This is a genomic window from Pseudomonas sp. Ma2-10 (assembly GCF_054330215.1).
The window spans coordinates 112,815-127,739 of sequence record NZ_JBTEYL010000009.1 but is presented as its reverse complement, the minus strand read 5'-3'; the positions used below and the strand labels follow the sequence as shown (position 1 = coordinate 127,739).

Here is a 14,925-nt window from a genome sequence, read left to right as displayed (position 1 = left end):
ATTTTGTAAGGGTATTCGTCATCGGCGATGATAAAGTGCCGCCCCATGAAACTCGGCCGCACTGATCGCACATTGATAGCATGGATGCTTTATTGCTGTGTCCTGTTCAACGTGTTCGCCTGCAGTATCGGTCACGGGCAAATGGTCGGGATGCAGCTCAACGGCATCGGCGGCCAGTTCTGTACCGTCGACCCGGCCAGCCAACTGCCGGCCTCGTCGAACACCTCCGAAGACAAACTGCCGACCCTGTCCAAGGCCTTTGGCTGCCCGTTGTGCTCCACCGGCGGTATGGGCCCGACGCTCAACTCCAGCCTGACCCTGGCGATCCTCCCGCAGCAACACAGTCCGCCCTTGGCCGTCGTCGCCAATGCTGACCTCCCTGCCCGCTTCACCTGGCCCTCGGCCAATCCTCGCGCTCCGCCTGTCGCCTGACCTTCTTCGCCTTTTCCGATCAGCCCACCTCGCCAATGCGTGGCGTTGGCGTGTGCGCTGCTTCTTAGTCAAGCATTCAGGACTCATCGATGAAACGCATTCCTTTACTGGCAAGCCTGTTCGGCTGCCTGTCTGTAAACGCTTGGGCGCAATCCACAATCGATCTCGCGCCCATCACCATTGATGGCGACGCTGCGCCAGAGCCGGGGCTGAGCCTGGATCAGTCCAGCGCCATGGCGTCGCGGCTTGGCCTGAGCGTGCGCGAAACCCCGGCCTCGGTGGCCGTGGCCAACCGCAATGACATCGAGCGCCACGGTGCGCAGAACTTCCAGGACGCCGCCAACACCCTACCGGGCGTCAACGCCAGCGCACCACCGGGCTTCGGTGGGTTCGTCTCCTATCGCGGTTTCACCAGCAGCCAGATCACCCAGATGTTCAACGGCATCAATGTCTCCGGCGGCCTCGCCCGGCCGGTAGACGCCTGGATCTATGATCGCGTGGAGCTGGTGGGCGGACCGTCATCGCTGATCAATGGTGCTGGCTCCGTGGGCGGTTCGCTGAACTACGTGACCAAACTGGCGACGCCTGAAGAGCAAGCCATCGAAGGCCGGGTCAGCTACGGCAGCTACGACACCACCGAGACCGCATTCAGCCTCAACCACGCCCTGAGCGATGCACGTTCAGACGTGCAGCACTACGCGCGGTTCGACGTCAGCCACACCACCGGCAACGGCTACATCGACCGCCAGGAGCGTGATGCGTGGAGCGTGGCGTTCTCGCTGCTCAGCGACCTGACGCCTGACCTGTCCCACACCCTGGCCCTGGAATATCAGGATGAACACGACGACAGCCCTTACTGGGGCACGCCGGTGCTCAACCCCAAGGCCGGCGAACTGAAGATCGACAAGCACAACCGCTTCAACAACTACAACGTCGAGGACGGCCGCTACGAGCAGCGCACAATCTGGGTGCGCTCGATCATCGACTACCGGATCAACGACAGCACCACCCTGCGCAACACCCTTTACCACCTCGACAGCCAGCGCGATTACCGCAACCTGGAAACCTACCAGTACAACGCCGACAACAGTGCGGTGAATCGCTCCACGGCGTATCAGGTCCGGCATCAGGGCGAGCAGAACGGCAACCAGTTCGAACTGCGCCACGACAACACGCTGTTCGGGCTGGACACGACCTGGTCCGGCGGCTTGGAGTACAAGGTCAACCAGACCACCAATTCGCCGCTGAACGTCAAAGGTGCCAGCACCGTCAACCCGAATCACTTTCAGCCGGGTCACTTCTACGACATCCCGGGCACCAAACCGGGGTTTGTCAGCGACAAGACCAACGAAGTCACCACCAAAGCCCTGTTCGCCGAGAACCGTTTGGCCCTCACCGACAAACTCGCGCTGCTGACTGGCCTGCGGTATGACGACATCGACCTGGACGTGACCAACCACCGAGTCGTGACCGCCAGCAATCCCCGACACCTCAAGCGTAGCTGGGAGCCGGTGACCGGTCGGGTCGGCCTGACTTACCAGTTCATTCCCCAAGCCAACGTCTACGTGCAATACAGCACCGCCGCCGAACAGCCCAACGGCACGCAAAACTTCGATGTGTCCACCGGCAAGCAATGGGAAGTCGGCAGTAAATTCGACTATCTGGACGGCCGCGGCTCGGCAACGGTGGCGGCTTACACGATCGAGCGAAAGGATTTCGCGGTGACCGATCCGCTGGATCCGAGCAGCAGCATTCCCGTGGGCCAGCAGACGTCCAAAGGGATCGAACTGGCCAGTTCGTTCAGGATCACCGACAAGCTGTTGGCCGAAGGCAACTTCGCCTGGGTCGATGCGCAGTACGACGAATTCAACGAGAGGAATGCGGCGGGTGTCGTGGTTTCACGCAAAGGCAACACACCGACCAACGTGCCGGACCGAGTCGGTAATCTATGGCTGACCTATGACTTCGCGCCGCAATGGCGGGGTGGTGTCGATGCACGGTATGTGGCCTCGGTGTTTGCCGACAGCGCCAACACCCTGACCGTACCGTCGTACACGCTCTACGGTACGTTCCTCAGCTACAAGGTCGATCAACACACCACCGTCACCGGCCGGGTGCGCAACCTGACCAATGAGGTGTATGCCGAGTTCGCGCATGTGTCTCCGGCGTATTACCTCGGTACACCGCGCACCTTCGAGCTGGCGGTGCAGACTCGGTTTTAAGCGCGTTACTTCAACTCGGCGCTGACTTTATCCGCCACCTCCTTCGGCACCCAGGCCTGCCACACGTCCGGGTGCGCCTTCATGAACGCCTGCGCCGCCTGCCGCGGCCGGGTGTGTTTTTCACTCATCTCGGCCAGCGCCTTGTTCAACGGACCGATCGGAAAATCGACCTTGGTAAAGAACTCGGCAATCTGCGGATACTGTTTCTGGAATGGCGTGGACACGCCAATGGACAGCTTCGAGGGCAGTGAACGAGTCGGTTTCGGATTTGGGTTGTCAGCGTCGGTCAGGGTTTTCCAGGCATCGGCGTCGAACGGCGGCTCTTCGAGCTGAACCAGTTTGAAGCGGCCGAGCAACGGAGTGGGTGACCAGTAATAGAACAGCACCGGTTTGCCGCGTCGAATCGAAGAGCTGATCTCCGCATCCAGCGCTGCCCCTGAACCGCTGCGGAAATTCACATAGCTGTCGTCCAGCCCATACGCCTTGAGTTTCTGCTGGTTGACCACTTCCGACGTCCAGCCGATCGGGCTGTTGAGGAAGCGCCCCTTGTCCGGGGTTTCCGGGTCGCGGAACACGTCCTTGTATTTCGGCAGGTCACTGACACTGCGCAGGTCCGGCGCCAACGGCTTGATGCCTTTTGCCGGGTCGCCCTTGATCACATACTCGGGCACCCACCAACCCTCGGTGGCGCCCTTGACTGTATCGCCGAGACTCGCGACTTTGCCTTCGGCCTCAGCCTTGACCCAGACCGGACTGCGACCGGCCCACTCTTCGCCAATGACCTGAATGTCATTATTGGCCAGTGCGGTCTCCAGGGTGATGGTGGTCCCAGGCAAGGTATCGGTCGGCAGCCCGTAGCCCTTCTCGACGATGATCCGCAGGATATCGGTGATCAGGCTGCCGCTTTCCCAGTTCAGGTCGGCGAAATGGATCGGCGCCTGGGCAGCGAACACCGGACCGGGTGAAGCCAACAAACCGAATGTGGCCAGAGTAGCGGCCAACAACCGTCGAAATCCGTTCATGCTTTTGTACCTCGTGCTGTTCACAGCAATAGCAGGATGGCCTGGCAGAAGACCACAAAGCCTCTGAATACTCAGTCAACTGACTGTAGTAGAGGTTCCTGCGTTCGAGGGAGATCAATCAGTTTTCGGGGGGGGCTGCAAGCGCGCCAACGCTCTTCGTACCATGCTGGCGTATTCCGCCGGCCGCAATGTATAGATCTGTGACGCCACCCAACCCAGCCATGCACCTTGCAAAACAGACTTCTGGTCGAACAGCCGCTGGGCTTCAGCTTGCGCGCTGGCCTGGTTCTGTTCGTGGAAGTCGGCGCGGGTCAGGGTCATTATTCGCTGGCCTTGAAGGTAACCAGTTCCCCTTTTCGCCACTTGGCAGCCTTGGCAGTCACGGCTTTCAGGGTTTTGGTCAGGCCTTCCTGCAACTGTTGGTGAACGGCGAACACCATCACTACGCTATGACCTTCCTTGAACACGATCCCGTGGCCATCAGCGGTGGTGACGAAGGCGTAATCACCCAGGCCGTAAACCGTCAATTTGATTTCGCGGAACTTGATGTCCAGCTTGCCGCCTTCGCGACTGGGCAATACAGAGGCGCTGAAATGATCGCCGACCTTGAGTTTAAGCCCTGGTTTGTCATCAACCACCAGCGCCTCTTCGGTGTCGATCTCGGCAATATAAATGCCTTCAGCGTTCTGTTCGGTGATGTAAACAAAACGTGACTGAAACTGTTTAACCAGCTTTGCGCGCAAATCACCCAACACGAACAAAGCATGCATATCGAGATTACTTACTGCCAAGGAAACATCCCCACATCTGAAAATGATGCTGCACGCAGGGAAACAGCGCACAGCAGAAAAAAGCGGCATACCGAAGGTGTAGCCAAATGACCCGGGTTGAAATCCTGAAACGAGCAGAGCGCTCATCCATCGCGAGGTTTGAGAAGACTACTGGAACAACACTCACGTCGTCTTGCCTGGCGTTCGTCAGAGGTTGAAGGAAAAAGCCTTTCCGACGGCCAGAAAAACGGGACTACCAACTTTAGGGAAAAATCTCTTTAAAAAAAGCACTTTTCCGACATATCGCCAGCAAAAAATTGCTTTAGATGACCATCGATCGCCAAACGCTGACGGCGATTCTAGAGCAGCGATGCTCATCGAGACTACCCAAAACCACATACACACGTCGGTAAAACAACGAAAAGGACTTCATATGTGCACGCTGACACATTTTGCTCACCCTCAGGCGCCCAATACGATCAGCTCGAGGTTACTGCCCCCAGGGATGTTTCAACCGCATGAATACTACCTCGAAGAGCTCGCCCGGCCACGCTTTCAGGTCATTCTGGCCGGCAATGCCTTTTTTCATATCAAGGAAATTTCCACCGGTCGCGTCAGAGGTTTCCGTGGCAATCATAACGAAGCTTGCGCCCTTGCCCGCTCACTCGAGGTACACGGCTGACGGTCCCCCGCCACATCCACTTCCATAAACGCTTCGTTATGCCGGCGACTTAACTCAGCCGCCGGCATGCAACTACTGCCATACTGCCCGACCAATGAAACCCGCCCCCCAGGGTGGGCGGCGTTCAAAACAACAGAATATTTCAAGGGAAGGCTGCTACGTGACGGAATTTGATATCGGCGAATTTTTTATCCGGGGCGAAGCCAGAGAGGTTGAAGGCGAATTCCAGGCAGTCATTGTCATGCGCGCCAAACCACCGCTGACCACCGTGACGTATCACCAGGTCGAGAAGGATCGCTGGTTCAAGACCTCGGACGTCGCCGCCGTTGCCGCCCAGGATGCCGCCAAGGCGCTGAAGGTTGCTGTCGACGAAGGTGCATTGAAAGCCTGAGAGGCGGTGGACACGTCCGGGAACCGCGCTGGACCGCGCGATTTTCATGCCCCTCAGCGCGTGAAAACAAGCCAGAACCTGCCTCCCCAGCAGGCTCGACACCTCGGCCCGAGAGGTGTCTGCGGCGTGCACGCCTTCCTATCGACAACCCATCAGATCAGCTTGCGCTTGACCGCTTCATCCAGCGTGCTTTGGGTCAGGTGCTTGAGCAGCACGTCCCCTCGTTCATTGAACGGCAACCCGACAATCAGCAGGATCTGCAACCAGGTGCGAGTGCTCTCCTGTTTGACGATTTTACCCAGCACGTTGCCTTCCTGATCCTTGAACACCGTTTCCAGCGTGAAGGTATTGCTGAACGTCGTCGGAATCACGAAGAACGTGAACCCCGTCAGCCAGGCACTGGCGATATTGCCCTGCTCGTTGTTAGTCAAGGTACTCGTGACGTACAGGTTCGAGTCGACTTTGTCGGTGGTCACGTTTTTGAACTGTCCGGACTCTTTGAACGTTTCCAGCATGTTCTTTTCCACCAGCGCCGCATTGCCCACGCCACCCGAGAGTTCGCCGTTGAACTGCTGCTGAGTAGTCACGTGCAGATATGCACTGGGCTTGTCTTGCCTGGCTTGGGCCGGCGGCCACTGATCCACCGGCGGCAAGTCATGCTGGGAGTAGGAAATGCAGCCAGTCAGGGTGCTGCTGACCAACGCCAGCAAAACCAAAAGGTATTTATTCATGTGCTGCCAATTCCTTTGACGGTGTACGCAATTGAGGGGTGGCACTGGCCAACAAGTGAGCGATCAACGCACGCAACTGGGTACCGCCCAGGCGGGGATTGAGATAGTCGGCGTTCCACAAGCCTACATTCTTGTCGAGCTTGACCTGCTCGACCGACCTGGCCAGTTGCTTGCCCTGACGATCTTCGATGATCAGTTCGCCCGCCAGGTCGTATTTATCGACGTAAATCGGACCGTCGACCCAAATCCACAGGGTCAAGGTCACTAGCGCACCGGGAATGTAAGCCGGGTGCATGGTGCGTTTGCCTGCCAGCGAGGTCAGGTTGAACTTGAGCACCACGTCGTCCTCACCGGCCTTGGCCGGGAACACTACGATTCGCTTGAAATAATCGCTTTTATCGACATAGGTGCTGATCTGCTCGGTCAACTGCCGGCTACCGGCGACACGCACCTTCTCGTCCAGTTCGGGGGCGGAAATCACCACATCGCTGATCTCGGCACTGCGGTCAAGGGTGGATGGCGCGGGGCTCAAGGGTTCGCCGATGGGACCCAGCGGGGTGAAAGACACACACCCCGTCAACGACAGGCCTAGTGCGATGGCCATCAGATAAACAAGACGTTTCACTGCATACATCCTTTTCATGCGGGATCGGGGGTGCGTCGGCTCGAAAGAAAATCGCGCAAGGGGTCGGGCATTCAGCACTTAACGGTGGAGAATCTGGAGGACCGAGTGTCGCCTACATCCTTGTTCGAACGCTTCGAATGGCGGCTCAGTGACGCCAAAAACGCGACGGCATCGTAATCGTTGGCATCCTCACAGGCAATAGCCTAGTGCCATCATCGTGGCGATTCCGCAGAAAGGTGCTAAAACCCTATCGAACTCTTGGCGCGCGGTTCCCTCAGATGCAATGACGCTGCACTGCCGATTGGGCACTCAACGCGACCCGCAAGGAGATGAATATGGATTCACCGACACATGACTTGAAAGGCTTGTTCGACCAACTCGGCCTGGACTCCAGCGAGAAGGCCATCGACGATTTCATTGCCAGCCATTCACCCCTGGCCGACGACAAAAAGCTCATCGATGCCGAGTTCTGGACCCCGCAGCAAGCCGGCTTCCTGAAAGAACAATTGCGTGAAGACGCCGATTGGGCGCGGGTGGTCGATGACCTGAACCTGCGGATGCATCAGATCCACTAGCCTAAAAATCTTGACTGTGGCGAGGACGCTTGCTCCCTCGCCACAAAAGCCAGCGTCACGCGGTTAGCGAGGATTCTGGGGTTTATAACCCAAGCGCAAACCACCCCAATGCCGGCCCTTGAGCAGGATCGGCACCGAGAGGTCGTGCATCAGTTCGCCAGTGTCGCGGGTGTAGGTTTGCAGCAGTACGGCCTGCTGGTGGCTGCCGCAGCGGATCCCGGTGCGGTCGGCGAATTTGCGTTTGGTGCGGTTCTGCAAGGTATCGACCTGCGCATCACCAGTCAGTGGTTGGCTGAAGACCTTGTTGTGGGTCGGCACATAGCCCTGCTGCGTACAGGCGATGGCAAACACCAGGCCTTCGTGACGCGGCAACAAGGGTTCCTGGATCGCCGGCAAGACCTGATCGGCGTAGCGATCGAAGCGGGTCTGGTATTTGGCCGGGATGGTGTTGGGAATGGTTTGGTAATGGCGGTCAAACAGGTCATCGAGGCTCACGCGGCCCTCGTCGATATCCGCTTCAAAGCGCGCTGAGATTTGACTCGCGCCTTCGCGGGCCAGGTCATAAATTCGTTGGTGGTAGTCATCCAGCCCGACTTCGGCGAGACGTTCGCTGATGGTTTCGGCCTGACCTTCCATTTGCACCGCGGCCTGGGCCAGGCACTGGGTCTGTTGGTCGCTGATCGCCAGGTCGCTGCGCATCTGTTCGATGGCGTGAAACAGGCTATCGAGTTGTTCGCGGTTGGTGTCAGCACCCCTGGCAATTTCCCCGACCTGGCTTTCGACGCCGGCGGCCAGACGCGCAATATTCTCCAGGTGCTGACCGGTGTGCTCGACCTGTTCGACACCGGTATCGAGGTCGCTGGACAGCTGACGGATCTGCTCCACCACTTGCGCGGTGCGGTGTTGAATATCAGCGACCATTTCCCCGACTTCGCCCGTGGCCGTCGCGGTACGCGCGGCCAGACCGCGAACCTCATCGGCCACCACCGCAAATCCGCGACCATGTTCCCCGGCCCGCGCCGCCTCGATAGCCGCGTTCAATGCCAACAGATTGGTCTGGCTGGCGATGGACTGGATCACCAGGGTGACCCGTTGGATATCATCACTGCGCAGGCTCAGGGCTTCGATCAGTTCACGGCTGTTACTGGCGCGCTGACTGAGTTGATGCATACGGGCGATCGACTCGATCAGCTCCGTACGTCCTGCCGCGCTGCTCCGATGAGCCTCGCTGGCCGCACTGAGCGCTTCCCGGCTGAGTGTCGAAGTGGCTTGTTCGGTAGCGATCATCACTTGGGCGTTGCTGACAATCTGCGCCGCGGCACCGAGCTGCGATTGCAGTTTGTCGGCCAGTTGCTTGACCGAAAAGGCCACACCGGCGGCAGACAACGCGTTATGGCTGGTGGTGTAGGAAAGATCGCGAGTCAACTCGGCAATCGCGCTGGCGCTGTCGGCGGGGGTTACCTCAGGGGTGGCGCGCGAGCGCAAGCGAGGTAGCCAGATCACCAGCACTGCCAATGGCAGACCAAGGTAAAGCGACCAGCCACCCAACACCATGGCGCACAACAACAGCATCAGGGCAATGCTTTGCAGGGTCGGCGTCAGCCAAAGGTTTTTCGGCAAAAGTACGGGTGCAGGCACTGCCGCAACCACAGATCCGTCACGCGTCATCTTCGTCACCCCACGAATAATTCTAATTGTTGTATCAGCATTAAACGCCACTACAAGGCCATTATCCATGGTCCATTAGTAGTGGGCGTTGCAGCAGATCAATAGAAGTACGTGGGTTTTTCGCAGACGAAAAAAAGCATCGCGGGCAATCCTTGCTCCTTGGGAGTGAGGCTTGCCCGCGATGCGGGGCGTTACGAAATCAGGCCTGACGCTGGTGCTTGTCGATCTGTTCGTGACGCTCTTGAGCTTCGATGCAGTATTTGGTGGTCGGGCTGATCAGCAGGCGTTTCAGGCCAATGGCCTCGCCGCTGTCGTCGCACCAGCCAAAGCTGTCTTCCTTTATGCGTTCCAGAGCCTGTTCCAACTGAGGCAACATGCGCTGATCGCGATCGATCGCGTTCACCAACCAGGTGCGCTCTTCTTCAACAGAAGCAGCGTCGGCCGGATCGGCCGGGGTATCCAGGCTTTCGATGGCGATGCGGTTCTGCTCGATGCGCTCATGGGTTTCGATTTTCATGTTCTGCAACAGCTCAGAGAAAAAAGCATGTTGCTCGGCATTCATGTAGTCATCCGCCGGCATGGCCAGCAACTTGTCCTTTGTCATTGATATCTCTATAAAAAAACGTGCATTAAGGCGAATTAGGGAGCGTTCCGGCGGACCTGGGCTGGCCATCGGAAAGGCGCCGTTTAGTTCCAAGCGCCACCCGGCACTCAATTTACGAGGGGCGGCAGTCTAAGGCCGACTTGAGGCCTCAGCAACTGAAAAGACAGCGAATTTGTCCGACAAAGCCCTGAAAGTGCTCTACGGCAGTCTTTGCGATGGTTATCGGAGTGCGTTTATAGCAAGAAATTCAGTCGAGCGGCTGTATATAGAAGACAAACGGCTGCGCCACGCGGGTTGGGCGTGGCGCATTGGCTGTTTTATCTGAGGCTCAGCGCTTGAGTTTGCGCTTGTTGCGGTACTGATCGATGACCACTGCCGCCACGATGATCGCGCCTTTGATGATGTCCTGAATGTAGGCATCGACGCCGACGAAGGTGAAACCGCTGGCCATGACCCCGAGGATCAGTGCGCCGATGACCGTGCCGGTGATGCGCCCTACTCCGCCGGCCAGGCTGGTGCCGCCGATCACGGCTGCGGCAATCGCGTCCAGTTCATAAGACATGCCCATCCCGGCTTGCCCGGTCGCGGCCCGTGCCGACGCCACCACACCCGCCAGGCCTGCCAGCAACCCCGCGATGCTGTAGACGATCACCAGATGCCGCTTGACGTTGATCCCCGAAGTACGTGCCGCCTGCATGTTGCCGCCGATGGCGTAGGTGTACTTCCCATACTTGGTGTAACGCAGGGCGATATGAAAGATCACCGCGACCACCAGGAAAATGATCACTGGCATCGCGCCGTTTCCGATCGCCGTATAGGATTGCGAAAGCATGCTCACCGGTTGGCCTTCGGTGTAGTACCGCGCGAGGCCACGAGCCGAGACCATCATGCCCAGGGTGGCAATGAACGGCGGGATACCGGTAATGGCAATGATGCTGCCGTTGATCGCCCCCGCCAGCAATCCCACCCCAAGTCCGACAATTACCGGAATCCACACCGGCAAGTCAGTCAGCGACGGGAACACCGCCCGAGCGAAGTCCGACGTCTGGGCCAGGCTCGCAGCGATCATCGCCGACAGCGCCAGCACCGAGCCGGAGGACAGGTCGATACCCGTGGTGATAATGACCTGGGTCACGCCGATCGCCAGCAGGCCGATGATCGACACCTGCAGGATCATCAGCACCAGACGCTGGGAGTTCATCAGGAAGCTCTGGTCGCGCACGATCCAGCCAAACACTTCAAAGACCAGGCCGATGCCGATCAGCACCAGGAAGATGCTCAACTCGGCAGGAAAGCGCCGACGACTCTTGGTCGGTGCCGTTGCTGGCTTGTTTTCCAGTATCGCGTTCATAACCACTCACCCTTCTATCGTGTCGCCCACGCTGGCCGCAGCCACCGCCGACATCAATTAGTGAACCGCGGACATGCCCGAGGCCAGTTGCATCACTCGTTCCTGGGTCGCTTCGCTGCGGTCGAGCGTGCCCATCAGGTCGCCCTCGTGCATGACCATCACCCGGTCGCTCATGCCAAGCACTTCCGGCAGCTCCGAGGAAATCATGATCACCGCCATGCCTTCGCTGGCCAGGTAGGAAATCAGCCGGTAGATCTCGGCCTTGGCGCCGACATCAATGCCGCGGGTCGGCTCGTCGAGAATCAGGACCCGTGGATTGGTCATCAGCCAGCGCGCCAGTAGGGCTTTCTGCTGGTTACCGCCGGACAAGGTGTCGATGCACTGCTCCAGCGACGGGGTTTTGACCCGTAGCTTCTTGCACATGTCTTCGCACAAGGCGCGCAGGGCTTTTTGCTGGATGAAACCGTGGCCGGCGTAATGCGGCAACACCGCCATTTCCATGTTCTCCAGCACTGACAAGCACGCAAACAGGCCGCTGAGCTTGCGATCCTCGGTCAACAGCGCGAAACCTTTCTCGATGGCCATGTGCGGGTCGGTGATGCGCACCACTTGACCGTCCAGGCGCATTTCGCCGCCATCGCTTGGGGTGATTCCGAAAATCGCCTCGGCAATGTTGGTCCGCCCGGAGCCCATCAACCCGGCGATGCCGAGGATCTCGCCGGCATGCAGGTCGAAGGAAACACCCTTGAAAATGCCGTCCAATTTAAGGTCGCGTACCGACAGCAGCAGATCGCCGATCGGCTTTTCACGCACGGGGAACAACTGGCTCAACTCGCGCCCGACCATCATCGAAATCAGGCTGTCGCCGTCCATGCTGTCGGCCCGCTGCAGGCCGATGTAGGCGCCGTCACGGAACACCGCCACTTCATCGGCGATGCTGAACACCTCGTTCATTTTGTGGGTGATGTAGATGATGCCTTTGCCCTGACGCTTGAGGTCGGCAATGATCGAGAACAGATGCGCCACTTCCTTGTCGGTGATGGCCGACGTCGGCTCATCCATGATCAGGATGTCGGAATCGTAGGACACCGCTTTGGCGATCTCGACCATCTGCCGTTCGGCGATGCTCAGGTTGCCGACCTGTTCCTCTGGATCGAGGTTGATCCGCAGGCGTTCCAGCAGTGTCGCGGTGCAGCGGTGCATTTCCCGGTGATCGATCATGTGCAGGCCATTGAGCTGCTCACGGCCAATCCAGATGTTCTCGGCGATGCTCATGTGCGGCATCAGGTTGAGTTCCTGGTGGATCATCGCGATTCCGGCCTGGAGCGCAGCCAATGGCGTTTCGAAGACCACCGGTTTGCCCCTCAGGCGCAGTTCACCGGCGTCCGGCTGATAGATGCCGGCAATGATTTTCATCAGGGTGGATTTGCCCGCGCCGTTTTCGCCCATCAGGGCCAGCACGGAACCGGGGCGTATCCGAAGCTGCACATCGGACAAGGCCACCACACCTGGAAATCCCTTGCTGACGTTGATGATCTCCAGCAGGTACGGCTCATCGACAGGTGTTGCGGTTGGCTGGATACCTACCAACGGGGTGCTCGAAGCAGTCGCTGAAGCGAACATGATCAGGTACTCCATCAGCAAGGTCGCGGTCGCAACCTTGCGTATTTATTGTTGTTATTGAACGGACAGACTATTTGAACGTGTCGACGTTTTGCGGGGTGATCAAGCGGTAAGGCACCCACACGGCCTGTTCAACCGGCTCGTCCTTGGCCATTTTCACGGCGGTGTCGATCGAACCGTCGGCCTGGCCCTTGGCGTCCTGGAACACGGAGACGGCCAGGGAGCCCTTCGTCACCGCGTGCAAACCGTCGGGCGTACCGTCGACACCGGCGATCAGCACGCTACCCTTTTCGACGCCGGCTTGTTGCAGGGCCATGGCCGCGCCGATCGCCATCTCGTCGTTGTTTGACACGATCGCGTCGAACTTGCGGCCCTGTGTCAGCCAGTCGTTGACCAAGGTCATGCCCTTGTCCCGCAACCAGACGCCGGTCTGCTCTTGCTCGATCTTGATGTTCGGGTATTTGGCCAGCACGTCTTTGACGCCCTTGGTGCGGTTGATAGTGGAATTGTTCGCAAGATCGCCCAACAGAATCACGATGTTGCCCTTACCGCCCATTTTGTCGGCCAGGTACTGCATCTGCATTTCACCGGCCTCCAGATCGTTGGAGGCGACAGTCACTACGCCTTTGGGCAGTGTCAGGTCATCGGGACGGCGGTTGACGTAGACCAGTGGAATGCCGGCCTTCACGGCGGCTTCGGTGATTTTACGGGTGGCGGCGGTATCCACCGGGTTGACCACGATGGCATCGACCTTCTGGCTGATGAAGCTTTCAACCTGGCTCAACTGCTTGACCACGTCGCTGCGGGCGTCTTCGAATTGCAGCTGCACGCCCTCGGGATAGGACTTGGCTTTCTTGTCCATGGACTCGCGCAGGTAGGTCAGCCAAGTGTCATCGAATTGGGACATGCTGACGCCGATTTTCATATCGGCGAGCGCCGCGCCACTGGCAAACATCAGGGACAAGGCAAGTGAGGCGAAGCGGATCTTGGTCTTCATGAAAAGTCTTTCTCCACATTCTTGTTGGTTTTATGGATGAGGCGTGACGATTTCGGTAAGCAGGCCAGCGGGAAAAGGGTTGAAACAGGTGGCGAGGCAGGTCGCTGAAAATGACTTTATTAGAAAATAATTTCTATATCAACCAATTTTAGAATTTTATTCTGATTTTATTCCATGACTCTTGAACGGGCTCAATTCCACCACTTGATGCCGTTCGGCACTCAGTCGCGCAGCGTCTAACACGCGGGTGGTCGCCAGCGCATCTCGGGCGTCCACCGGCAGTGGGCCACCGCTCTGCAACGCGGCTTGTAGCTGTAAATAGAACTGATTCCAGCAACCGCGCTCAGAGGGCACCCGTTCGCGCACTTCGCCCTGTTCGAACCAGCCCCAGCGGCGATGCTCTTCAATACCCCAGCGCTCACCTTCGGATTTCGGCGAGTGCCCGGCGAGTGCCGATGCTTCTTGCCCGTCCAGGCCATCGACGCTGTAACAACCTTGGGTACCGGTCACCCGAAAGCGCGGGCCGGGGGTGTTTTGCAGGCAACTGCCGCCCAGGTGTGAGGTCACGCCACTGGCATGGGTCAGCGCCATAAAGAAGCCGTTATCGAAGACCTGGCCTTTTTCCAGGTAATCCAGTTCGGCGTAGACCCGTGTCACCGGGCCGAACAACAGCAACGCCTGATCTACCAGATGACTGCCCAAGTCGCGAAGGAATCCACCGCCACTGCCGTTGTTCACCGCCTGGGGTGAGTAATGCTCGATCCGCGAGTCGAAACGGGTGACCTGGCCCAACGCACCGGATTCGATGAGTTTGCGCACGGTCAGGAAATCCGAGTCCCAGCGACGGTTCTGATAGACGCTGAGCTTCACGCCCTGGCGCTCGGCCATGGTGATCAGGGTTTGAGCTTGCTGGGCGTCAGCGGCAAACGGTTTGTCGCTGACCACCGCCACACCGTGTTCGATGCCATCGAGCACCAATGCCGGACGGCCCTTGAGCGGCGTGGACACCACCAGCACGTCGATCCCGGCCTCCACCAATTGGCCGATGCTGTCGAACGCCGGCACCCCGGGGTGCTCGGCTGCCAGTAACTGTCGGCGTTCCGGTGAACGGGTGACCACACCCACGAACTTCGCCGCCGGCAAACTGCTGATCAGCGGAGCATGGAAAAACCGGCCGCCATGGCCGTAACCGACAAGTCCGATACGCATGAATCAACTCCTTCTTATTGTTA

The 14,925-nt window shown here is 58.6% G+C and carries 16 protein-coding genes; 5 read left to right on the top strand and 11 right to left on the bottom strand.

Features of this window, described 5'->3' with window-relative positions:
- Nucleotides 1-45 precede the first annotated feature (45 nt).
- Nucleotides 46-432 carry a DUF2946 domain-containing protein gene (locus ACXPVS_RS13705; RefSeq protein WP_458510412.1) on the top strand — a complete coding sequence of 129 codons (387 nt, stop codon included), beginning with the start codon at nucleotides 46-48 and terminating at the stop codon, nucleotides 430-432.
- An 89-nt stretch (nucleotides 433-521) separates the two neighbouring features.
- A complete protein-coding gene (locus ACXPVS_RS13700) occupies nucleotides 522-2,654 on the top strand; it encodes a TonB-dependent receptor (protein WP_458510411.1) in 2,133 nt (710 codons plus the stop codon).
- A 5-nt stretch (nucleotides 2,655-2,659) separates the two neighbouring features.
- On the opposite strand, the gene ACXPVS_RS13695 is transcribed toward ACXPVS_RS13700, so the two are convergent.
- From ACXPVS_RS13695 to ACXPVS_RS13685, 3 genes are all read right to left on the bottom strand, one after another.
- Nucleotides 2,660-3,676 (bottom strand): ABC transporter substrate-binding protein, encoded by a 1,017-nt coding sequence (locus ACXPVS_RS13695; RefSeq protein WP_458510410.1) that lies wholly within the window; start codon nucleotides 3,674-3,676, stop codon nucleotides 2,660-2,662.
- 114 nt (nucleotides 3,677-3,790) lie between these two features.
- On the bottom strand, nucleotides 3,791-3,997 hold the full coding sequence (locus ACXPVS_RS13690) for a hypothetical protein (RefSeq protein WP_458510409.1): 207 nt from the start codon (nucleotides 3,995-3,997) through the stop codon (nucleotides 3,791-3,793).
- The gene (locus tag ACXPVS_RS13685; RefSeq protein ID WP_458510408.1) at nucleotides 3,997-4,467 is read right to left on the bottom strand and encodes a hypothetical protein; all 471 of its coding nucleotides are present in this window, start codon (nucleotides 4,465-4,467) and stop codon (nucleotides 3,997-3,999) included. Before ACXPVS_RS13685 ends, ACXPVS_RS13690 begins: the two co-directional genes overlap by 1 nt.
- A 412-nt stretch (nucleotides 4,468-4,879) precedes the next feature.
- Between ACXPVS_RS13685 and ACXPVS_RS13680 the strand changes: the two genes are divergently transcribed.
- On the top strand, nucleotides 4,880-5,128 hold the full coding sequence (locus ACXPVS_RS13680; protein ID WP_458510473.1) for a hypothetical protein: 249 nt from the start codon (nucleotides 4,880-4,882) through the stop codon (nucleotides 5,126-5,128).
- Between the two features lie 160 nt (nucleotides 5,129-5,288).
- Nucleotides 5,289-5,519, top strand: coding sequence for a hypothetical protein (locus tag ACXPVS_RS13675; protein WP_140682181.1), 231 nt, complete (start codon nucleotides 5,289-5,291; stop codon nucleotides 5,517-5,519).
- Between the two features lie 152 nt (nucleotides 5,520-5,671).
- Here ACXPVS_RS13675 and ACXPVS_RS13670 read toward each other — a convergent pair whose 3' ends face one another.
- Nucleotides 5,672-6,250, bottom strand: coding sequence for a hypothetical protein (locus ACXPVS_RS13670; RefSeq protein ID WP_458510407.1), 579 nt, complete (start codon nucleotides 6,248-6,250; stop codon nucleotides 5,672-5,674).
- On the bottom strand, nucleotides 6,243-6,875 hold the full coding sequence (locus ACXPVS_RS13665) for a hypothetical protein (protein WP_458510406.1): 633 nt from the start codon (nucleotides 6,873-6,875) through the stop codon (nucleotides 6,243-6,245). Before ACXPVS_RS13665 ends, ACXPVS_RS13670 begins: the two co-directional genes overlap by 8 nt.
- Nucleotides 6,876-7,210: 335 nt before the next feature.
- Between ACXPVS_RS13665 and ACXPVS_RS13660 the strand changes: the two genes are divergently transcribed.
- A complete protein-coding gene (locus ACXPVS_RS13660) occupies nucleotides 7,211-7,450 on the top strand; it encodes a DUF2789 domain-containing protein (RefSeq protein ID WP_033057641.1) in 240 nt (79 codons plus the stop codon).
- Nucleotides 7,451-7,513: 63 nt separating this feature from the next.
- Here the strand turns inward: ACXPVS_RS13660 and ACXPVS_RS13655 are convergent, their stop codons facing one another.
- The 6 genes from ACXPVS_RS13655 to ACXPVS_RS13630 all read right to left on the bottom strand — a co-directional run bounded on the left by ACXPVS_RS13655 (nucleotide 7,514) and on the right by ACXPVS_RS13630 (nucleotide 14,902).
- A complete protein-coding gene (locus ACXPVS_RS13655) occupies nucleotides 7,514-9,118 on the bottom strand; it encodes a methyl-accepting chemotaxis protein (RefSeq protein ID WP_458510405.1) in 1,605 nt (534 codons plus the stop codon).
- 199 nt (nucleotides 9,119-9,317) lie between these two features.
- On the bottom strand, nucleotides 9,318-9,722 hold the full coding sequence (locus ACXPVS_RS13650; protein ID WP_458510404.1) for a TraR/DksA family transcriptional regulator: 405 nt from the start codon (nucleotides 9,720-9,722) through the stop codon (nucleotides 9,318-9,320).
- 328 nt (nucleotides 9,723-10,050) lie between these two features.
- Nucleotides 10,051-11,073 (bottom strand): ABC transporter permease, encoded by a 1,023-nt coding sequence (locus ACXPVS_RS13645; protein WP_458510403.1) that lies wholly within the window; start codon nucleotides 11,071-11,073, stop codon nucleotides 10,051-10,053.
- A 57-nt stretch (nucleotides 11,074-11,130) separates the two neighbouring features.
- Nucleotides 11,131-12,696, bottom strand: a complete 1,566-nt coding sequence (locus tag ACXPVS_RS13640; protein ID WP_458510402.1) for a sugar ABC transporter ATP-binding protein — start codon at nucleotides 12,694-12,696, stop codon at nucleotides 11,131-11,133.
- Between the two features lie 70 nt (nucleotides 12,697-12,766).
- Nucleotides 12,767-13,693 carry a sugar ABC transporter substrate-binding protein gene (locus tag ACXPVS_RS13635; protein WP_458510401.1) on the bottom strand — a complete coding sequence of 309 codons (927 nt, stop codon included), beginning with the start codon at nucleotides 13,691-13,693 and terminating at the stop codon, nucleotides 12,767-12,769.
- 156 nt (nucleotides 13,694-13,849) lie between these two features.
- The gene (locus ACXPVS_RS13630) at nucleotides 13,850-14,902 is read right to left on the bottom strand and encodes a Gfo/Idh/MocA family protein (protein WP_458510400.1); all 1,053 of its coding nucleotides are present in this window, start codon (nucleotides 14,900-14,902) and stop codon (nucleotides 13,850-13,852) included.
- Nucleotides 14,903-14,925 lie beyond the last annotated feature (23 nt).